Here is a 19,552-nt window from a genome sequence, read left to right on the forward strand (position 1 = left end):
TACGCGACCCCGCGGCAAAAGAGGCCCGGGAGCGTGCCTTTCAAGCCACCCCACGCAGAACGCACAGCTATGTCAGTCGTACTCCAGAGCGGCGTTCAGACAGGGATTATCAACGCGTCCGGCGCGGCCATCACGCTCGGTGGCCTACTGCTTACGTTTCTCTGGCTGAACCACCTCTACCGGTAGTCACTCTGCCGTCGGTGACTCGACGCGTTCGCTGAACCACGCCGCCGCCTCCTCGACTAGCTCCTCCTCTGTCCCCTCGAACCGGACGGTCACGTGCTCGCCCGGATAGCTCCCGACCTTGACCGGGAACTGCTCTTGGACCTCTGCCAGTCGGTCGAGCAGTGCGCTCTCGGGCTCAGCGGCGTCGACGGTGTGAACGTACCGCTGCTCGCCGGCGAACTCTTCTGCGACTTCTTCGAACATCCGCTTCATCTCGCCCGGCACGCCCGGCAAGACGTAGCAGCTCTCGACGACACAGCCGGGCGCGACACCCTCATGATTTGGCAAAACCCGGGACCCCTCCGGCACCTCGCCCGTTCCGTCGGTCAGGTCATCGCGTGTGTACCCGCCGTGTTCTTCCAGCCACGCGATGGCGTCCTCGCTCTCGACGATGTCCCGCCCGAATGCAGCGGCGACGGCCTCGATTGTTTTGTCGTCGTGCGTCGGTCCAAGGCCACCGGTGACGATGACGGCGTCGAACTCTGCGTGGTACTCGTTGACCACGCGGGCAATGTCCGAGATCTCGTCGGGGACAACCGTCGTCCGACCGACGGTGACGCCACGCTCCGCGAGCTGTTGTCCAAGCCACGCAGCGTTCGTGTTGACCGTCTCGCCACTGAGCAGTTCGTCTCCGACGGTGACTACCGCGACGCGCATACCGCCCGGTTGGACTGGCAGACACAAATACTGTCGGTCACAGAACGTGGTAACTGTGTATGCGTTGAATCGGAGAGAAATGCTCCGTCAGGGATTTGAACCCTAGTCATCACCGTGAGAGGGTGATATGATTGGCCGGACTACACCAACGGAGCGTACACAAATTCGTAGCGAGGATATACGTATAATCATTGCGTTTCAGCCCCGCCCTGTGCTGGTTTATCATACTGTTGGGTGTAACTATTGCAAGGTATTCCGCGATACAGACGGACAGCCGACAGTATCACTCGTCGTCGAACGGTGACCCCGCGGCGTCGGGTTCCTGACCGGCGAGGCTAATGATGTTCTCGCGGCCGACTCTGAGCTTCGAGATTTCGCCGTCGTCCTCCATATCCGAGAGGAGCATACTCACCTTCGACTTTGACCAGTCGGTGCTGTCGACGATGTCGACCTGCTTCGATTCGGCCCCCGTTTTCCTCCAGCAGTTTGCGGACGCGGTCGCTGTCGGTGAGCAGTTCCTCGTCGGGGACTGCCGGGTCCTCAGGGGTGTCGGTGTCTGCCGTTGCATCGCCCGAGGAAGCCGTCGACGGCTTCTCAGTGCCGCCTGTGGCCGACGGCGACGGAGCGGACGGCTCGTCATCGTCGGTTCCCAACACCCCTCTCAGCGCGCCGGACCGCCACGCGGCCACGCCACCGGCGACGACAATGAGACCGACGATGGCGACCGGGAGCATCCACGACAGCCCACCAGCGGCCTCGGCAGGTGTGTCACCACCCGCTGTGGTGCGCTGTTCAGCGCCAGCGCTCTGCCCGGTTTCGCGCGGCTGCAACTCCACATAGGGCCGACGGTCGTTGAACGACTGCTCGCCGTTCCACGTAACACTCTCGCTGTTTTCGAGCGAGTCAGGTTCGCTCTGTGAGTTGGGGTCCGGTTGGACGTCGACGAACGCAAGTTCGGGGCCGCGCTCGAAGACGAACGACTGGCTCGGCCCGATGTAGAACCCGCCATCAAACACGTCGCTGACCACAACCGCGTCGCCCTCGACAACCGCGAAGTTACGCCAGTGGAACGACATCCGCACGGTTCCAGTGTTCTGGAGCGGGTCGACCGTCGCCGACCGGGCGTAGTTGGTCGCACTCATGTTCCGGCCGGTCACGTTCGTCCCGTACTGTGTCAGCAGCGTCGACTGCTCGACGAAATTCTGGTACAGTGGCTGCTCCGACTGCTCGAATTCCTCAGCGAACTCCTCGAACTGCTGTTGTTCGGTGTCGTTTGCGAGCGGTGTCCGGTGGACGATCGCCCACTTCGCCGACCCGTTCTGATACAACGTGACCTGAAACGTCGTCCGGTCGAACCTGTCGGGCGTCTGGACGCCCACGCTCTCGTCGGCCGGCTGTGACATCGCCAGTGGCGCGGCACCGCTTCCCAGCAGGAGAGCCAGCACGAGACTGGCGACGACCAGGCGTACCATCTGTCGTATATCATCGATGGACCGCATAAAAGCGCTGTGAATAGCACCGTTCTCCGTCGGTATCGGGCCGATGGCCGGTGATTTCTCGATACGGCTACAGCTTAAAACACTGGTAACCGATGACAGCATCGGGTGCTGTGCGGGCGCTCACCCTCACGTTCCTCACCGAGTTCGAAGTAGCTCCATTCGCTATCTTTCTCGTGGTATCAATGGTCTCTCGACCGATACCTGACCATGGGAGGGGTTAATTCCTGTTTTCACAGCGGTATCTTGGCTTCTACATGGTTATTCCGCAAGAATTTCCGGTGGGTTATTTACAAAGGAAGGTCCAACGAACGGTAACCTATGGGAATTGCTGAGTTCGCAAGAGACGGCCGCGTAGTGGTGGGCGATCGGCCGGGAGCAGCAGTGGTAGCCGCGGTCAGTGGCTTCCTCTTGCTGGATTTAGTTGCAAAGCTCGCTGGGACAACCGTGTTTTTCCTCGGAGCCAAGTTACTGGGGGGGTCTCTCACCGTGAGTTCGTTGCTCTCAATGGTGGTGGACGGACTGCTCGTCGGACTGGCGGTCGGACTCGCCGGCATTGGTCTGTCAATGACATATAGCATTCTCGACTTCGCCAACTTCGCGCACGGGGACACGGTGACTGTCGGGGCGTTCCTGGGGTGGGTCGCCGCGTACATCACCGCTGGCCTCGGGACCGGAGCCCCGATTTCAGAACTGTTCATGCTCAATTCGGGGCGACAGTTGAGCACCGTTTCGACGTTCATTCCGGTGCTTCTCGGCCTTGTCATCGCCGGTGTCGGGTCGATTGGGATCGTGTTACTCATCGACCGACTCACCTATCGCCCCATGCGCGATACGGACAACATCTCCTTGCTGATTGCGTCAATCGGTGTTGCCCTCGCGTTGCGATACCTCATTGCGTTCGTCTTCGGCACGCAGACAAGCGGGGTCGCAAGCGGCGGGCTCCGGGTGACGCTATTCTCGATGATTTCAATCACCGACAACGAAATCACCCTGCTGGTGGTGTCGGTCCTGTTGATGCTCGGCGTCCACCTGCTGTTACAGCGGACGAAGCTTGGCAAGGCAATGCGGGCGATGGCCGACAACGAAGACCTCGCACGCGTGACCGGGATTCCGACCGAACGCGTGATCCGACTTACCTGGATCCTCGGTGGCGGCCTGGCAGGCATCGGCGGCTACCTGCTCGTGCTGGAAAGCGGCACGATATCGTTCAACTTCGGCTGGATTCTGCTCCTGCTCATCTTCGCCGCGGTCATCGTCGGCGGCATCGGCTCGATCTACGGGGCGATGGCTGGCGGGATTCTCATTGGGCTAGTCGATAGTCTGGCCCTGATCTGGCTGCCATCCGGGCTGACGCGGGCCTCTGCGTTTCTGGTGCTCATCGTCGTCTTGCTGTTGCGCCCGTCCGGCATCTTTGGGGGGGTGTCGACTGCATGAGTACTGTTGACACTGTTCGAAACCGTCTGGACGCACTCCCGGACGTAGGGCTGGTCATCGGCTTCATCGCCAGTATCTGGGCCGTTATGCTCGTACTGGCGATCGCTGTCGGGGGGGCGAACTGGGCGAACCTCGCTGCCGGCTTCATCGGCAGCGTGACCGTTCTCATTGGTGGCTACGCCATCCTCGCGCTGGCGCTGAATCTTCAGTGGGGGTATACCGGTCTGTTCAACATCGGCATTGCAGGGTTCATGGCCGTCGGCGCGTACACGACAGCGATTCTCACTGCGCCAACTGACCCGGCGGCCGGGGCAGTCCCGGGGCTCGGCCTCCCGCTATGGGTTGGCCTCATCGGCGGCATGGCAATGGCCGCTATCATCGGCGGTCTCGCGGCGCTGCCGGCACTCCGACTGAAGGCTGACTACCTCGCCATCGTGACGGTCGCGTTCTCGGAGATAATTCGGCTCGTCGTCAACTGGGACGGCCTCGCCGAGTTCTCGCTGTTCGGAGCGCCGGTCGGAACCGGCGGCGCGACCGGTATCTCGTTCAAGTCCGCAAACGAGGTCGCGTCGACGCTCATCAATGGCGTCGGGCAGCCACTCGTAACTGCTGCGGAGGGCGTCGGCGTTTCCGGGCCGAATCTGGCGAATCTCACGTACGGGATACTTCTCCTGCTGGTCGTGGCTGCGAGCTACTGGGTGCTCGCCCGAATCACCAATTCGCCGTTCGGCCGCGTGCTGAAAGCGATTCGTGAGGACGAGACCGTGACCCAGTCACTGGGCAAGGACACCCGCCTGTTCAAGATCAAGACGTTCATGATCGGCTGTGCGCTGATGGGGCTGGCCGGTGTCCTGTTCCGCGGCCAGGCGGGCTACGTCAGCCCACAGCAGTTCAGACCGACGATTACGTTCTACGTGTTCGCGGCGCTCATCATCGGCGGCTCCGGATCCAACACCGGGAGCATCATCGGCGCAGCGACGTTCTCGGGACTGCTGTTCTACCTGCCGGCGCGGCTGGGCGAGAACGTCTCGCTTGGCGGCACTCGCGCACCCGGCAACATCGTGGACGCGGTTGCCGGACTCGGGTCGCTGGACCCGCTTCCACTCCTCGCATACACCATTAGCAACGTCAGCACGCTCCGGTTTGTCCTCATCGGCGTCGTGCTGATATATATCATCCAGAACCAGCCAGAGGGGCTGCTCGGCCACCGGAACGAACCCGCAACGAGCGTGAGCCTTGACAGAGCGCAGTCCGGATCCGGAGGTGAGACAGATGAGTGAACCCGATGCTGCACCGCAACAGGAAACTGCCGTCACGAGCGACGCGATCGAGTCGCCGCTGCTGGAAGTCGACGGCCTCCGCAAGGAGTTCGGCGGCGTTGTCGCAGTCGACGGGGCGACGTTCTCCGTGGCAGAGGGGTCGCTCACCGGCCTCATTGGCCCGAACGGGGCCGGCAAATCGACGACGTTCAACTGTATCACTGGCATTCACGAACCAACTGGTGGCCGGGTCACCTTTGACGGCCAGAGCATTACTGGGCTCCCGTCATACACACTCGCAAATAAGGGGCTGGTCCGGACGTTCCAGATCGCCCGTGAACTGTCCGAGATGACGGTCCTGGAGAACGTGATGCTCGCGCCGGGTGGACAGGTCGGCGAGTCGGTCATCCAGTCGGTGACGCCAGGGCTTCGCGGCAATGTCATCGACGACGAGACGGCTGTTCGGGACCGCGCGTGGGAGACGCTCGAGTTCTTCGAGATCGACCATCTCGCCCACGAGAACGCCGGCAATCTCTCCGGTGGCCAGCGGAAACTGCTGGAGATGGCGCGGGTCCTGATGACCGACCCCGAGATGATTCTACTGGACGAGCCGCTGGCCGGCGTCAACCCGACGCTGGAAGAGAAACTACTGGAGCGGATTCACGAACTCCGTCGAGAGCAGGGCCTGACCTTCCTGCTGGTCGAACACGACATGGACGTTATCATGAACAACTGCGAACACATCATCGTCATGCATCAGGGGAGCGTCCTCGCCGAAGGGGACGCCGAGACTATCAAGTCGGACGAGCGGGTACTTGAGGCGTACCTAGGAGGTGACGTATGAGTCCGCGCGCGACAGAGTCAGAGGCTATCACGCTCCCCGACCCAGCCGAGCGGCTCCTCGCCATCCGAGACCTTGATGCGGGCTACGGCGATCTGCAGGTCCTCAGTGATGTCCATATGGACGTTTCCGACGGTGAGTACGTCGTCATCGTCGGGCCAAACGGGGCTGGCAAGTCAACGGTGATGAAGTCCGTCTTCGGCCTGACAACGTACATGGGTGGAGAGGTCATCTTCAGCGGGGCTGATATCAGCCAGCGCAATCCCGACGAAATCATTTACGAGGGAATCAGCTACGTCCCCCAGACCGGCAACGTATTCGGCTCGCTGAGTGTGCGCGAGAACCTCGAAATGGGTGCGTACATCCTCGACGAAGTGCCGGAAGACCGGATTGAAGACGTGTACGACAGGTTCCCCATTCTCCGGGAGCGGTCCGACCAGTCGGCCGGGACGCTGTCGGGCGGCCAACAGCAGATGCTCGCCATGGGCCGGGCGCTGATGCTCGACCCCGACCTGCTGTTGCTCGACGAGCCCTCCGCCGGGCTCGCCCCGGACCTGGTCGACGATATGTTCGATCGCATCGACCGCATCAACGACGACGGCACGGCTATTCTGATGGTCGAGCAAAACGCAAAGGAGGCACTCCGGCGGTGTGATCGGGGCTATGTGCTCGTGCAGGGTCAGAATCGCTACGAGGACGAAGGGACGGTCCTCCTCAACGACGAGCAGGTTCGCCAAGACTTCCTCGGCGGATAGCTCGAAAAAAGGATCAGCGCTGACAGCCCTGTTACTGGTTCATCGCGCTGTTGATCTCAGACGTGTAGGAGGACTGCTGTTGCTCGAAGCCGACCTGATTGACGATAGTCCCGCCCTCCGCTTCAAATGCGCCGGCGAACGCCTCTTGCAGTGCTTGCCCGTAGCTGTTGTTCACGTACAGCGTCGATGCGGTCGCGGCACCGAGTTCGTCCACGCCGACTTGCGCAAGGACCTGTCCCTGCAGGGCGTCGCTGGGCGGGGTGCGGAACATGTAATCGTTGTCTTCGAGGTCAGTAATCGTCGGCGACGTAGACGCTGGCGAACACCCGACGACGCTGCTGTCGATGAGCACGTTTCTGGCGACCTGTATCGACGTCTCGGAGCTGGCCGCTCCGGTAATTGACGGATAGCCCGCGCTGACAAGAGAGTTGGCGGCGTCGATGCCCGCCTGCGCCTGGGTCTGGGTGTCTCCGACCTGATAATCGAACTCGAAGTCGACTTGGCCTTCGAGTTGCAGGGCCGGGAGTAGCGCTCCGTCACGGATCGGCCTGCCGAGCGGTCCGAGGTCGCCGGTTTCGGGCATCAACACACCGAACTTGACCGTCCGTCCGGAGTCGCTCCCAGAGCCGTTCGGTTCCGGCTGTGGGATGTCGTCGCCAGCGCTGAAGTCGACGGTGCTGAGCGTATCGACGCCCCCACCGTCTTGGAAGCCGAAGACCTGATACTGCGCCGAGGCCATATCCCCGTTTTCGTCGAAGTTGACCGCACTCGAGGCCCCCTCGTACTGGATGTTCTCGCCCGCGGCGGCCGCTTCGACGGCCGCTGGCAACTCGGAGGGACCGTACGACTCGCCGCCCGGATTGGCGACGACGCGCATGTGATTCCGGACGGCCTGCCCGTCGTTTTCGCCGGCCAGCAGGTTTGCGAGAATCTGGACCGCCGTCGCGTCGTATGCCTGTGACGTGAACACGCCGGCCTCGTCGTAATCGAACTCGGAGGTGAACTGCTCTGTGAAGGTATCGACACCAGGCCCGGCCGCTGACGGGGCCGTGCCGCGGACGTTCGACATATCGTCGCCGACGTTACTCGGCAGTTCGCCGTCCTGCAGGCCATCGGTGACGAGGATGTCGGCGGCATCGTCGCCGTAGTCGGCGTAGAAGTCCTTGAACAGTTGCACACCGCTCTGAGGATAGCCGACGACCATCAGCACGTCCGGTGACTCCGGACCGCTGTCGCCACCGGACTCGGTCCCGGTTCCGGTCATCCCACCATCGCCGCCGTCTCCGCCGTCCCCGCCGTCACCGCCGGTCTGTTCGGTTGAACAACCTGCCAACCCACCAAGCAGACCGACAGTGGTTACCGCCCCAGTTCGCTTCAGGAACGCTCGCCGATTGGTATCGCGACTCATACCACTTACCACTGATTCACATCTTATAAAACTATATCCTCCCGTGACACTGCCGTTCCGTAGTCTGCTCCAGTCACGCCGATATTTTTTGTCGGCATAGTTAGATATTAACGGTGGGTCAGACACTATCGGCACAGACATCTCTCAGGCTTTTACACGTCCGCAAAAAACGTCGAGTGTCGCCCCTTATTCGACGCGACCGACGACCTTCTCGTACTCTTCAGCAGCCTTGTCCCAGTCGACAACCTCGAAGAAGGCGTCGATAAAGTCACCGCGAGCGGGGCCGTAGTCGTAGTAGTAGGAGTGCTCCCAGACGTCGAGGGCGAGGATGGGATGGGAGCCCCAGAGCGCGCCCTGGTCGTGCTTGTCGACCGGCACGTTGCGCAGTTGCTTGGCAACGGGGTCGTACACGAGCAGCGCCCAGCCGCCGGCAGCTGATGCGGCGGCTTCGAACTCGCCCTTCCAGCCTTCGTAGGAGCCAAAGTCCTCCTCGATGCGGTCGAGGAGTTCGCCCTCCGGCTCACCGCCGCCGTTGGGGTCCATGTTCTCCCAGAACAGCGTGTGGAGATAGTGACCACAGCCGTTGTGGGTGACATTGCCCATCGCGGCGGCACTCGAACCAAAGTCACCGGATTCGCGGTTCTCGGCGAGCGTCTCCTCGGCCGATTCGAGACCGTTTACGTACCCCTGATGGTGGGTGTCGTGGTGCCAGGTGAGCACCTGCTCGGAGATGTGTGGCTCCAGCGCATCGTAGTCGTACGGGAGCGGTGGCAGTTCGGGATTTGAATGTTCGGACATATGAAAACGCCTCCATCATTACCTGTCGCGCGGCTGCCTGTTAAACGTTTAGGAGCCATTTGGTAGCACTCAACAAGGACGGCGGGACGAAGCCGTATCTGCCCGCGGTACTGATGCCACCAAGCGGCGTCAGCTCGCGTGTAAGCACCCGGGAGAGTTCAATGAGACGGAACGAAACCGCGCTACTCGTCTCCTCTGGCCCGCTTGTACATCGCCAGCGCCTGCTCGCGGCGCTCGCTGTGGTCGACAACGGGGTCCGGGTACTCCGGCGCAGCGTTGCGCCGCTGCGTGAGCGAGCACTCGTTCCAGTCGTGGATAATTTCCGGCGCGGCGTCCCGTAGCTCCGGGACGTACTCCTTGATGTATTCGGCATCCGGGTCGTAGTCTTCGCCCTGTGTCATCGGATTGAAGATGCGGAAATAGGGTTGCGCGTCGGTCCCCGTGGAGGCCGCCCACTGCCAGCCGCCGTTGTCGTTGGCTGTGTCGTGGTCGACCAGCTTCTCCCGGAACCACTCGTAGCCGTGTCGCCAGTCGATGAGCAGGTCCTTGGTGAGGAAGGAGGCGACAATCATTCGGACGCGGTTGTGCATGTACGCCTCGTCACGAAGCTGGCGCATCCCGGCGTCAACGATGGGATAACCCGTCTCACCGTCTTTCCAGGCCTGCAGCAGTTCCTCGTCGTTCTCCCACTCAATTGGGTTCTCGTATGATTTGTAGTTCGCGCTAACGACGTGTGGATGGGCAAACAGCACCTGCGTGTAGAACTCCCGCCAGGCCAGCTGGGACTGAAACTCTCGGACGGAATCGCGGCGGTCACCGCCGGTCCCCTCTTTGGCGTCCTGCGTCCGGTCGTACACTTCTCGGATGCCGATGGTCCCGAACTTCAGATGGGCCGAGAGCCGCGAGGTGCATTCGTCGGCCGGGAAGTCCCGGCGCTCCTCATACTCGTAGACGTTCTCATCGAGGAAGTCATCGAGCAGGGCGCGTGCGTCGTCGGTTCCCGCCGCGGGCACGTCCGCTTCTGGCTCCTCGAAACCGAGGTCAGCTAGCGTCGGGAGCGCGTCACCGTCGACATCAACTAACTCGTCAGTTGACGGCGGATCGTAGGGGGCTGCCTTCTCGCGGTCGTGCCACTTCCGGCCGAAGTAGGTGAAGACGCTGTAGGGGTCGCCATCGTTCGTCGTAATCTCTCCGGGTTCGTGTAATATGGCGTTCTGGAGGGCCTCTCGGGCCACGTCCGCGTCGTCGAGCGCTTGCCGGACGGCCGCGTCGCGTTCCCGTGCAAGTCCGGAGTAGTCCTTGCCCCAGGTGACTTTCTCCGCGCCGTACTCGGCTGCCAGTTCTGGCAAAACGGATGTGGGGTCTCCCTCGGCAACGACGAGGTCGCTACCGTGGTCACGGTACCACTCGCGCAAACTGTCGAGCGCGTCCAGCATAAACGCGACCCGGGGCGGGCCGGCGTGGTCGAGAACGGCCGTGTCGAAGATGAACACCGGGACGACCGGGTCAGACGGAGTCGCCGCGGCGAGGCCGGCGTTGTCCGTCGCCCGGAGGTCACGGCGGTGCCAGTGCAGGCGCATACCCAGTACACGGACTAGCCCGGGCAAAAGGTACTGCCCAACGATGTTGGTCTGGCAGGCGCTGACGGACACCACTGTTATCTTTCCGCCGGTCAAGGGCCCACACATGGAAGACGCGACCGTGACGCTATCTGTTGACGACGGGATCGCTACAGTGACGCTGAACCAGCCAGAGTCGCGAAACGCCCTGTCAGCGGAGTTGGCCGATGCGCTCACTGCCACGTTCGAATCGGTGACCGATAGCGACGCCCGGTGTGTCGTACTGGAAGGCGCAGGCCCGGCCTTTTGTGCCGGCGGGGACATCAATGCGATGCTACAGGGAGTGAAACACGACCGACCGCCGGCCACACAGGTCGAGCTGGTGGTCTCGTCACTCCATGAAGCGATCCGGACCGTCCACAGCTGTCCTCTTCCGGTGGTCGCGAAAATCGACGGCCCCGCCTTCGGTGCTGGTGCAGGACTCGCGCTCGCCTGTGATACGCAGGTCGCAAGCACTGACGGCCAGATCGGCTTCGGCTTCCGGCAGGTCGGACTGGCGTGTGATTCCGGTGTCTCCTATTTCCTTCCACGAATCGTCGGCCCGAACAAGGCCAAGGAACTCCTGTTTACCGGCGAACTACTGGACGCTGCGGCAGCCGAGGATCTTGGGCTATTTACTCGAGTGTTCGACGCAGAGACGTTCGAATCTGAGTTTTCGGAACTCGTTGCAGACATCGCCGCTGGGCCGACAGTTGCACTCGGTCACGCCAAGCGGCTGGTCAGCCGGAGCCTGAACAGTTCGCTGGAACAGGCACTTGAAAACGAAGCCACCGCACAGGGTCTCGCGTTCACGACTGACGATCACGAAGAGGGCGCAACCGCGTTCGTCGAGAAACGTGATCCGGAGTTCACGGGCCAGTAAACTGATTACCGTGGCCGACGCCACCACTGATTCAGCAACCAACGACCAGACAGACAGATGGTACCTACGACTGTTCCAACACTGACTCGACCGACCCCCGACGCCGAAATCGACCGTGCCTGCGCTCCCGGCAGGAGGGGGGCCACAGTATGACCGACGGTCCTCCGGACTGGGAATTCAGCGAGCGGGATATGTACATTCTGCGTGAGCTCTCGGCGGACCCCAAGCGGTCATCCCGCGAGCTTGCGGACCTTCTCGAATCGAAGTACGGCATCGACGTGTCCCATGTGACTGTCAGCGAATCGATTCGAGAGATGCGCGACGCGGATGTCTTCCGCGAGACCATCGTCCCGAACGAGGAGCTGTTTAATTTCGCGCTGTTTGAGTTCAAATTCAATCCCAAGCATTTTGCCGATTCTTGGCACGACGCGATGGTGTCTATCCGGGACGACCGGCACACGCTGTTTTACTTCCTCTCAGACGGTGAATATCAGTGGAAATCAGTGATGATGTTCCCGAGCCGGACGGCCGAATCCCGCTGGATACACGAGTTCTACAAGGAACACGGCGACGTAATTCAGAACATCCGAAACTCGGTCGTCCACAACGTCCTGAAATTCAAGACCGACCCGGAGCTGTTCACCGAACTCGACGGCGAAAGATCGTAGCCAAGAGCAGAGACGGGTCGAGATAAAGACGAGAGAACGCGATGCAAGGCCGCCCTGCTTACAGTTTCCGCTCGGCGTCCTCAGCCAGCTCCTTCATCCGCTTGCTGACCCGACCTGCATCCGAGAACTCGTCTTCGCTCATCGCCGTCGCCAGCGAGTTTCCGAGCACGAACACGGCGTGTTTGTGCTCACTTTTCGACTTGTGGACGTCCGATGGCCGCACGTCGAGTTCTTGATACGCGTCGAACAGTTCCGGATCGACTGAGTCCATGTCGTCGCGGAAGTACTGCATAATCGTCACCATCTGCTCGTGTAGCTCAAGAAGCTCGTCTTTGTGCATGGCTACAGTATGCGGTGGCACGTGCATAAGAATTGCTTGAGAAGGGATACCAGACGCTCACGCCTGTATTTTCAGAAGACGTACTCGTCGTCGTGGCCCATCATGCCGTCTTCTTCGAACCCTGGTTCCTCGTCTTCATCCTGTGGTCCGGAGGTTTTGTACGCCTTGAGCCCGGTCGACAGGAGGTCCTCGATAGCTTCCTCACGATTGAGGAACTCGCCTTTCTCGACGAGCTGCGCGATCTGCATCTCCAGGTGTTCCGGGATATTGATCTCTACCTTAGGCATCGCAACATAGGGGGCTTCGACTATGCCCTATTTAAACTTGACGGGGGTATGTTCGTAGATTGCGGAATTACAATTGTAGAACTGAGAGAGGAACTTTGTGAACCCAAATATTAATTTCTGCGAATCAGAATCCGATTACTGCAATGTCGCGTGGCGGGTCAGAACGGCGTGAAATCGGCCGCACCACGATGGCGGCCCGATTCCGAGCCCCACTATGTGGAATCGAGCGTATAGTTAGGCTCAAAGGTGCGCAATCCTAAGGCATGGCTGATGGAACCACTGCGTGGTGACGAGACGACGGTTGGTGAGACAACGGTCGTCGCACGCGGGTGTCGCCTCGACGATGCACCGGTGCGGGCAATACTGGAGACGGACGCTCGCCCCCGGTTCTTCTGGGCGGCCGGTACAGAGTCAATTGCGGCCCGCGGGAGCGCGGCGACTGTGACTGCCGACGGGCAGTCGCGGTTCGACGATGTGCGGACAGCAGTCGAAGCACTGTTCGATGACTGCTCAGTGCCCGATAGCCTCCCGAGCATCGCTCGACCGCGAGCATTCGGCGGGTTCGCTTTCCACAACGGAACACACGAAGGGGAGGACTCTCCCTGGGATGGGTTCCCCAGTGCGGCGTTTTTCCTCCCGGAAATACAGGTAACCAGAAGGGACGACGATGCCTGGCTCACAACGGTCGCGACAGGACCTGAGGCCGCGACCGAAGCGGAGGCGCTACTGGAGGAATGGCGCGACCGACTGGTCGCAGACTCCGAGCGCAGTCCGGGTACGCCGCCGGGAATCTCACACCGGGAGCGCACGCCAACACAGGACGGCTGGCGCGAGCAGGTGGCGGCTGCCACAGAGAGTATCGACCGGGGCGAGCTCCAGAAGGTCGTGCTCGCCCAGAGCCTCAGCGCCACACTAGACACGGAGCTATCGGTCCCAGACGTGATGGCCCGATTGTCCAAGACGTACCCGGACTGCTACCGATTCATGTTATCGACAGAATCCGGTGGCACTTTCTTCGGGGCCACGCCGGAGCGGCTGGTCTCGGTCCGCGGGCGAACCGTCCGGACAGAGGCGCTGGCTGGCTCGACGGGACGGGGTGACACGCCCGCCGAGGACGAGTGGCTTGCCGCCGAGCTCCTCGACAGCGAGAAAGACCGCCACGAACAGAAGCTCGTCGCCGACGCGATACGGGACCAGCTTGAACCGTTTGCCTCGACGGTTCGCATCGGCGACCGGACCGTCCGCCGGCTCGCCACGGTTCAGCACCTCCGGACATCGATAACAGCCGAACTCGACGACGACGAACACGTCCTCTCGCTGGTCGAGGCACTCCACCCGACACCGGCCGTCGGCGGGCTGCCACCGGACGCGGCGCTACGGACTATCCGTGAGACGGAGGCGTTTGACCGCGGCTGGTACGCCGCTCCGATCGGCTGGGTCGACGCTGCCGGCAACGGGACCTTCGCCGTCGGCATCCGTTCGGCCGTCGCCACGGAACACGAGGCGACGCTCTTTGCGGGCGCGGGCATCGTCGCGGACAGCGACCCCGACCGCGAGTGGGACGAGGTCCAGCTCAAATACCGGCCAATACTGGACGAGCTGGAATGACAGCCCCAAACGTCAACACGCTGTGGGCGGAGACGCTCGTTTCCGAACTCGCCGCGGGCGGCGTCGACGCGGTGTGTCTCTCGCCCGGTAGCCGCTCGACGCCGCTAACGATCGCATTCGCCGAGCATCCCGACATCGAGGTGTTCTCCCACCTCGACGAGCGCTCGGCGGCCTTCTTCGCACTGGGACGCGCCCGCCGAACCGGCGAGCCGACGCCGCTGGTCTGCACATCGGGGACCGCCGCGGCGAACTACCACCCAGCAGTCATCGAAGCGAACCAGTCGGGCGTCCCGCTGCTCCTGCTGACGGCGGACCGCCCGCCGGAACTCATCGACAGCGGCGCGAACCAGACTGTCGACCAAGAGAAACTGTATGGCGACGCCGTCCGCTGGTATCGCGATATGCCCGAACCCGAGGCCGAGCCGCGGAAGGTTCGGATGCTACGGACCACGGCAGCTCGCGCCCTCGCGGAGAGTACCGGTAATGACCCCGGTCCGGTTCACCTGAACTGTCGCTTCCGGAAGCCACTGGAGCCGACGTCGGTGCCCGAGGACGACCCGGCGGGCGTGCCCGCCGACTGGGCAGATGGTGACAGCGCGGCCGAAATCGGCCGCGATGGCCCGTTTGTCACGACGAGCGAGGGCGTCGGTGCACCGGACGAGCAGACAGTGCGCCGCGTGCAGGACGCACTCGAGGCCGCCGAGCGAGGCCTCATCGTTGCCGGGCCGGCCGACCAGGGACTCAGTGCCGACTCGCTTGAACGGCTGGCGGCAGCCACGGGCTTCCCCGTTCTGGCGGACCCGCTGTCGGACCTCCGGTTCGGCCCCCACGTCGACCGCCTCGACGTGCCGGTCTGTGGCGGCTACGACAGCTATCTCGGAAGTGACGGCGTCGATCAGTGGGACGACCCCGATGTCGTCGTCCGGTTCGGTGCGTCGCCGACCTCGAAGCCGCTGCGTCACTACCTCCGGGACGCCGACTGCCAGCAGTTCCTCGTCGACCCGGCCGGCGGCTGGTCGGAGGCCGAGTTCACCGCCACGGACCTACTCGTTGCCGACCCCGACGCCACCGCAGATGCGCTCGCGGGCGAGACGCTGGGTGGCGTTGCAGCGTCGTGGCAAGAACAGTTCATTAGGGCGGAGCAAACCCACTGGGACACCGTTGCTGAAACCGCTTCGGAGACCTACTGGGAAGGGGGCGTCCTCGCAGATGTGACCGCGTTGGCCCCGGACCCGGCTACACTGTTCATCTCGAACAGTATGCCGATACGAGATATGGACCGCTTTGGCGGCCCCCGTGACGCTGACCTAACCGTACTTGGCAACCGCGGGGCCAGTGGTATCGACGGCATCACCTCAACGGCGCTTGGGGCCGGCAGCGCGACAACTGACCCACTCGTGCTCGTCACCGGCGATCTGGCGTACTACCACGACATGAACGGCCTGCTCGCGCTCGGCCGCTGTGCGGTAGACGCGACGGTCGTCCTGCTCAACAACGACGGCGGCGGCATCTTCCACATGCTGCCCATCGAGGACCACCCCACCTTTGAGAACCAGTTCCGAACGCCACACGGGCTCGATTTCGAGCCGACGGAGGCGCTCTATTCCTTGGAGTTCGAGCGGGTGGCCGACCGCCGGCAGTTCCGCGAGCGCTTTGGCGACTCAGTCCGGAGCGATGGGACACAGGTCATCGAGGTCCGGTTCGACGCGGGCGACAGCCACGCAGTCAGAGACCGGCTTGCTGAACAGGTCGAGAAAGCCCTCGCTGACGACTGATCTGTTAGATCCGGAGCACGGACGCCGTCAACAGCGACAGCCCGAACGGGAGCCACGTCCCCGACAGCGCGAGCGCTCCGATAAGTGAGAACGCACTGATGTTCAGCACGATCAGCAACACTGCCGTCGTCAGGCTCCAGCTCCCGAACACCATAATCGCGATAGTAGGCTCGGACTGGAGATATCCGATCATGAAGAGGGTACAGGCCCCGATTGTCAGGTTGACCCACAGGGGGAACGCCGGAAGTAGCGCGCTGAACAACAGTACCGGATAGAGCGCGAATGTGATGGCAAACAGCGTCAGCCCCCGGCCGGTCGGCATCTCCAAGAGCGAGCCGCGTGACGGGGTGTCGGTCTGGCGGACGGAGTACGCGGATGACGAAGTCCAGGTGGCACCGCTGCCGGCGTTGTCGCTGAAGCCGCTGGTCGCGGTGGACCCGGAGCGCTGGGTCGACTCTGAGTTCGACGCCGTCGCCGTCTCACTGGCTGCGTCGGTCGATTGCTCGTTGCTCGACGACGCATCGGTGTCGGTAGTCGAGCGCCCATTTTTGTCCTCAGCGACGCGGTATCTGGCGGCTCGTTCACGTCGTGCCCGATCTTGGGCGTTCGTCCGGGCTGTACCTCGGTCAGTGCTCGCTTCGGTTCGATCGGTTGCCGATTCAGATTCGTCATAGCCCGCGCGCCGTGCCGCTTCGGCTACGTCGCTGCCACTGTCGTCCGGTATGTTACGCTCGCCCGCAACATAGGCGTCGTGACCCAGCTGATCGTATCGCGCCCGCTCGTCTTCGTCGGTGAGCACGTCGCGGGCTTCGATGAGCCGCTGTGTCGCCTCGCCAGCGTCGGCGGCATCGCTCACGTCGGGGTGGGTTTCCTTCAGTCGCTCCCGGTAGGCCGCTTCGATAGCCGCCGTCGAGGCGTCAGTTGGAACGCCCAGCACCTCGTAGAATGTCTCTGTCATGCCGAGTGTAGCACCTGCGGGCGAGTGACCGACCGTAGCTGCACGCGACCGCAGTCAGTCACTCGTTCTCTACGCCTCCTTCGGTCTCTGTGTTGTGTCCGTACGACTCCGACGGCTGCTGATGGTCCCCAGCGGATCCAGCCCCATCGGACCCCGATTCACGGGTACGAGCCGACGCAAGCCGTTCCAGCGCCGTCGCGATTCGTTCGAGCGTGAACACGAACCGTACAACCAGATACAGGAGCCAGGGGACCACAGCCACAATCAGCCCGAGTAGAATCTGCTGGACGATAATGAGACTGTACACGACGATGAGGATGGAAAGGCCCGCAAGCATCCCCATCACCGCCTTTTTGTTCGATGTGGAGGGCATCGCTAGTCGGTTCGTGTGCGTGGCACCAAAGGGTTTCCTCCGCTGTGTGAGCCTGTACGAGGAATCTTTTTGCGAGGGCCGTCCCGAGCCACGGTATGGTCTCTGAAATATTCGACCCGGAGCGGTGGAGTGCCATCGACCGGTTCGACTTCACCGATATCACTTATCACCGCTCAACCGACACGGGTGCGGTCCGTATCGCCTTCGACCGCCCGGAGAAGCGCAACGCCTTCCGGCCGGAGACGGTCGACGAACTTGCGACGGCGCTGGACCACGCCAAGCGCCAGACCGACGTTGGCTGTGTCCTCCTGACCGGGAACGGCCCATCCGAGAAGGACGGCGGCTGGGCTTTCTGCTCCGGCGGCGACCAGGGTATTCGAGGTGAAAGCGGCTACGAGTACAGCGAGTCGCTACGCGACTCGGACACAGCGATCGGGGAGCAAAGCGACCCGCGAGAGACGAGCGACGGCGTGGAAGATGACGCGCCGGAAAACGTCGGCCGGCTTCACATCCTCGAAGTACAGCGCCAGATCCGCCACATCCCCAAACCCGTCGTCGCCGTCGTCCCGGGGTGGGCCGTCGGCGGCGGCCACTCGCTGCACGTCGTCTGTGACCTCACGCTCGCCAGCGAGGAACACGCGAAGTTCCTCCAGACGGACCCCGACGTGGGGAGCTTCGACGGCGGCTTCGGCTCGGCGTATCTCGCACGGCAGGTGGGACAAAAGAAGGCCCGGGAAGTGTTCTTCCTCGGCAAGACCTACGATGCCGACGAAGCCGCCGACATGGGGATGGTCAACGACGTGGTGCCTCACGAAGACTTAGAAGATACTGCCATCGAGTGGGCCGAGCGGATGAACGAGAAGTCACCGACGGCGATGCGGATGCTCAAGTACGCGTTCAATCTGGACTCCGACGGCATGGTCGGACAGCAGGTGTTCGCCGGGGAGGCGACGCGGCTGGCCTACATGACCGACGAGGCTCAGGAAGGACGGGACGCGTTCAACGAGGGCCGCAACCCGGATTTCGACGACGTGCCGTGGCATTACTGACTCACGCCACGTAACCGCCGGTCAGTCCTCGTAAGCGAGGGTCATGACCCACTGCGAGAAGGTGTCGTCGTGGGGGTCGACTTCTTCGTCGCCGATAAAGGGCGAGAGCTGGTCACCGGCCATCAGAAGTGAGAAGTCGAGGTCGCGGGCCGCGGGTGTCAGGTAGTACGTGTTGTGCCCCTCGTACACCGTCTCCTCACGCTGGATGAGGTCCTTCTCGAACAGGGACTCGACGATTCGACTCCCCTTCCGCGAGGAGACGTCGAGTTCCTTCCAGAAGTCGCTCTGGTGGATGCCACCGGACTCACGAATCAGTTCGAGCCCGGCCCGCTCGCCGTCAGAAAGGTCCGCCTCCGACGCTGCTGAACTCATGTATTGTGTACACCGTGAGACGGCCGCTTAAATCTGACCTTCGACCGGGCGGTACGGCGTCCGGCATGGCGGCCCGGCCGCGTGCCGATACTCGTGGTCCGAACCAAGTGTGATGAGCGACGACGACCGCGTGCCGAAGCCGTCACCGTGGACGCAGACGCCGTACTCGTGGTCGCTGATGGTTTCGCCTGCCCGATCAATCCATTCGTCGGCGGATTCGCTGGGCTCCGGAACCAGCGCCTCGCGCAACCGCGTCGCGTTGGTCGCTTGCTCCTCGCCGGCATCGGGCCGATGGGCTGGAATCCGGTAGTCGCCGTCCGCGCCAACGTTGACGATGACGTGAACGCCGGGCTTGAAGTTCTGGACCGCGAGCTGGCCGTCCCATTCTAGCAGGACGGCAGCGTTCTCGTCTGCCAGCAGAAGGTTAAATCCCGAGTATTCGGCGTCTCTGGTCGCTTGCTCGACAGCACGGGCGGCTGACTCCGCGCTCTCGTGACTCAACGCGTCCCGGACAAGCAGGCCGCGCGAGCGGTCGCCGGCAAGGTCGGCGTCGACCCAGCGGTTCGTCACCGCCGCTAGCAGGCCGTGCTCGTTGTAGCCGATCCACGTCCCGTCGGCTTCTTCGTCGGCCGGCGCGACAACGCGACTGCCCCAGTGGCGCTGTTGTGGCGGCTGTGACGGCCTCTCGAGTCGCTCGTCGCGGTTCGCCGCGACCGCGACCGGCGTGCCGTCGAAGACCTGCCACGCGAGGACGATTGTACACAC

19 protein-coding genes, 1 tRNA gene and 1 pseudogene are annotated in these 19,552 nt (G+C 62.7%); 9 read left to right on the forward strand and 12 right to left on the reverse strand.

The window, feature by feature from the left end:
- Positions 1–186: 186 nt before the first annotated feature.
- The 3 genes and pseudogenes from ACODNH_RS17750 to ACODNH_RS17760 all read right to left on the reverse strand — a co-directional run bounded on the left by ACODNH_RS17750 (position 187) and on the right by ACODNH_RS17760 (position 2,381).
- The gene (locus tag ACODNH_RS17750) at positions 187–882 is read right to left on the reverse strand and encodes a competence/damage-inducible protein A (RefSeq protein ID WP_434530689.1); all 696 of its coding nucleotides are present in this window, start codon (positions 880–882) and stop codon (positions 187–189) included.
- An 80-nt stretch (positions 883–962) separates the two neighbouring features.
- Positions 963–1,037 (reverse strand) — tRNA-Glu (locus ACODNH_RS17755).
- 128 nt (positions 1,038–1,165) lie between these two features.
- Positions 1,166–2,381, reverse strand: a pseudogene (locus ACODNH_RS17760) (helix-turn-helix transcriptional regulator).
- 318 nt (positions 2,382–2,699) lie between these two features.
- Between ACODNH_RS17760 and ACODNH_RS17765 the strand changes: the two are divergent.
- Genes ACODNH_RS17765 through ACODNH_RS17780 form a run of 4 tightly spaced genes read left to right on the forward strand, consistent with a single transcriptional unit; the run spans position 2,700 to position 6,670 of the window.
- Positions 2,700–3,815, forward strand: a complete 1,116-nt coding sequence (locus ACODNH_RS17765) for a branched-chain amino acid ABC transporter permease (RefSeq protein ID WP_306706563.1) — start codon at positions 2,700–2,702, stop codon at positions 3,813–3,815.
- The gene (locus ACODNH_RS17770; protein WP_434530690.1) at positions 3,812–5,095 is read left to right on the forward strand and encodes a branched-chain amino acid ABC transporter permease; all 1,284 of its coding nucleotides are present in this window, start codon (positions 3,812–3,814) and stop codon (positions 5,093–5,095) included. Before ACODNH_RS17765 ends, ACODNH_RS17770 begins: the two co-directional genes overlap by 4 nt.
- Positions 5,088–5,918, forward strand: a complete 831-nt coding sequence (locus ACODNH_RS17775; RefSeq protein WP_434530691.1) for an ABC transporter ATP-binding protein — start codon at positions 5,088–5,090, stop codon at positions 5,916–5,918. Before ACODNH_RS17770 ends, ACODNH_RS17775 begins: the two co-directional genes overlap by 8 nt.
- The gene (locus ACODNH_RS17780) at positions 5,915–6,670 is read left to right on the forward strand and encodes an ABC transporter ATP-binding protein (RefSeq protein WP_306706569.1); all 756 of its coding nucleotides are present in this window, start codon (positions 5,915–5,917) and stop codon (positions 6,668–6,670) included. Before ACODNH_RS17775 ends, ACODNH_RS17780 begins: the two co-directional genes overlap by 4 nt.
- A 31-nt stretch (positions 6,671–6,701) precedes the next feature.
- Here the strand turns inward: ACODNH_RS17780 and ACODNH_RS17785 are convergent, their stop codons facing one another.
- From ACODNH_RS17785 to ACODNH_RS17795, 3 genes are all read right to left on the reverse strand, one after another.
- On the reverse strand, positions 6,702–8,078 hold the full coding sequence (locus ACODNH_RS17785) for an ABC transporter substrate-binding protein (RefSeq protein ID WP_373567950.1): 1,377 nt from the start codon (positions 8,076–8,078) through the stop codon (positions 6,702–6,704).
- 186 nt (positions 8,079–8,264) lie between these two features.
- Entirely contained in the window at positions 8,265–8,876 is a 612-nt protein-coding gene (gene sod, locus ACODNH_RS17790; protein WP_306706570.1) for a superoxide dismutase, read from the reverse strand.
- A 182-nt stretch (positions 8,877–9,058) separates the two neighbouring features.
- A complete protein-coding gene (locus ACODNH_RS17795; protein ID WP_306706571.1) occupies positions 9,059–10,456 on the reverse strand; it encodes a cryptochrome/photolyase family protein in 1,398 nt (465 codons plus the stop codon).
- Between the two features lie 43 nt (positions 10,457–10,499).
- Between ACODNH_RS17795 and ACODNH_RS17800 the strand changes: the two genes are divergently transcribed.
- Together ACODNH_RS17800 and ACODNH_RS17805 are read left to right on the forward strand one after the other, a co-directional pair.
- The gene (locus tag ACODNH_RS17800; protein ID WP_306706572.1) at positions 10,500–11,357 is read left to right on the forward strand and encodes an enoyl-CoA hydratase/isomerase family protein; all 858 of its coding nucleotides are present in this window, start codon (positions 10,500–10,502) and stop codon (positions 11,355–11,357) included.
- Between the two features lie 149 nt (positions 11,358–11,506).
- Positions 11,507–12,025 carry a winged helix-turn-helix domain-containing protein gene (locus ACODNH_RS17805; protein ID WP_306706573.1) on the forward strand — a complete coding sequence of 173 codons (519 nt, stop codon included), beginning with the start codon at positions 11,507–11,509 and terminating at the stop codon, positions 12,023–12,025.
- Between the two features lie 58 nt (positions 12,026–12,083).
- On the opposite strand, the gene ACODNH_RS17810 is transcribed toward ACODNH_RS17805, so the two are convergent.
- Together ACODNH_RS17810 and ACODNH_RS17815 are read right to left on the reverse strand one after the other, a co-directional pair.
- A complete protein-coding gene (locus ACODNH_RS17810) occupies positions 12,084–12,365 on the reverse strand; it encodes a UPF0058 family protein (RefSeq protein ID WP_058995945.1) in 282 nt (93 codons plus the stop codon).
- Positions 12,366–12,436: 71 nt separating this feature from the next.
- Positions 12,437–12,652 (reverse strand): ribbon-helix-helix domain-containing protein, encoded by a 216-nt coding sequence (locus ACODNH_RS17815; protein ID WP_004517946.1) that lies wholly within the window; start codon positions 12,650–12,652, stop codon positions 12,437–12,439.
- Positions 12,653–12,922: 270 nt separating this feature from the next.
- On the opposite strand from ACODNH_RS17815, the gene ACODNH_RS17820 reads away from it, so the two are divergent.
- Together ACODNH_RS17820 and menD are read left to right on the forward strand one after the other, a co-directional pair.
- Positions 12,923–14,260, forward strand: a complete 1,338-nt coding sequence (locus ACODNH_RS17820; RefSeq protein ID WP_306706577.1) for an isochorismate synthase — start codon at positions 12,923–12,925, stop codon at positions 14,258–14,260.
- Complete coding sequence (menD, locus tag ACODNH_RS17825) at positions 14,257–16,035, forward strand: 2-succinyl-5-enolpyruvyl-6-hydroxy-3-cyclohexene-1-carboxylic-acid synthase (RefSeq protein WP_434530692.1); 1,779 nt, start codon at positions 14,257–14,259, stop codon at positions 16,033–16,035. Before ACODNH_RS17820 ends, menD begins: the two co-directional genes overlap by 4 nt.
- A gap of 4 nt (positions 16,036–16,039) precedes the next feature.
- Here the strand turns inward: menD and ACODNH_RS17830 are convergent, their stop codons facing one another.
- Together ACODNH_RS17830 and ACODNH_RS17835 are read right to left on the reverse strand one after the other, a co-directional pair.
- The gene (locus tag ACODNH_RS17830; protein ID WP_434530693.1) at positions 16,040–16,993 is read right to left on the reverse strand and encodes a DnaJ domain-containing protein; all 954 of its coding nucleotides are present in this window, start codon (positions 16,991–16,993) and stop codon (positions 16,040–16,042) included.
- A 58-nt stretch (positions 16,994–17,051) separates the two neighbouring features.
- Positions 17,052–17,366, reverse strand: coding sequence for a hypothetical protein (locus tag ACODNH_RS17835; protein WP_434530694.1), 315 nt, complete (start codon positions 17,364–17,366; stop codon positions 17,052–17,054).
- Positions 17,367–17,461: 95 nt separating this feature from the next.
- Here ACODNH_RS17835 and ACODNH_RS17840 point away from each other — a divergent pair, with 95 nt between their 5' ends.
- On the forward strand, positions 17,462–18,415 hold the full coding sequence (locus ACODNH_RS17840) for a 1,4-dihydroxy-2-naphthoyl-CoA synthase (RefSeq protein ID WP_434530695.1): 954 nt from the start codon (positions 17,462–17,464) through the stop codon (positions 18,413–18,415).
- A 21-nt stretch (positions 18,416–18,436) separates the two neighbouring features.
- Here ACODNH_RS17840 and ACODNH_RS17845 read toward each other — a convergent pair whose 3' ends face one another.
- Positions 18,437–18,787 (reverse strand): helix-turn-helix transcriptional regulator, encoded by a 351-nt coding sequence (locus ACODNH_RS17845; protein ID WP_004517952.1) that lies wholly within the window; start codon positions 18,785–18,787, stop codon positions 18,437–18,439.
- Positions 18,788–18,814: 27 nt separating this feature from the next.
- Complete coding sequence (locus tag ACODNH_RS17850; protein WP_306706588.1) at positions 18,815–19,552, reverse strand: NRDE family protein; 738 nt, start codon at positions 19,550–19,552, stop codon at positions 18,815–18,817.

This window comes from Haloarcula sp. NS06 (assembly GCF_051122755.1).
Classification (GTDB): Archaea; Halobacteriota; Halobacteria; order Halobacteriales; family Haloarculaceae; genus Haloarcula.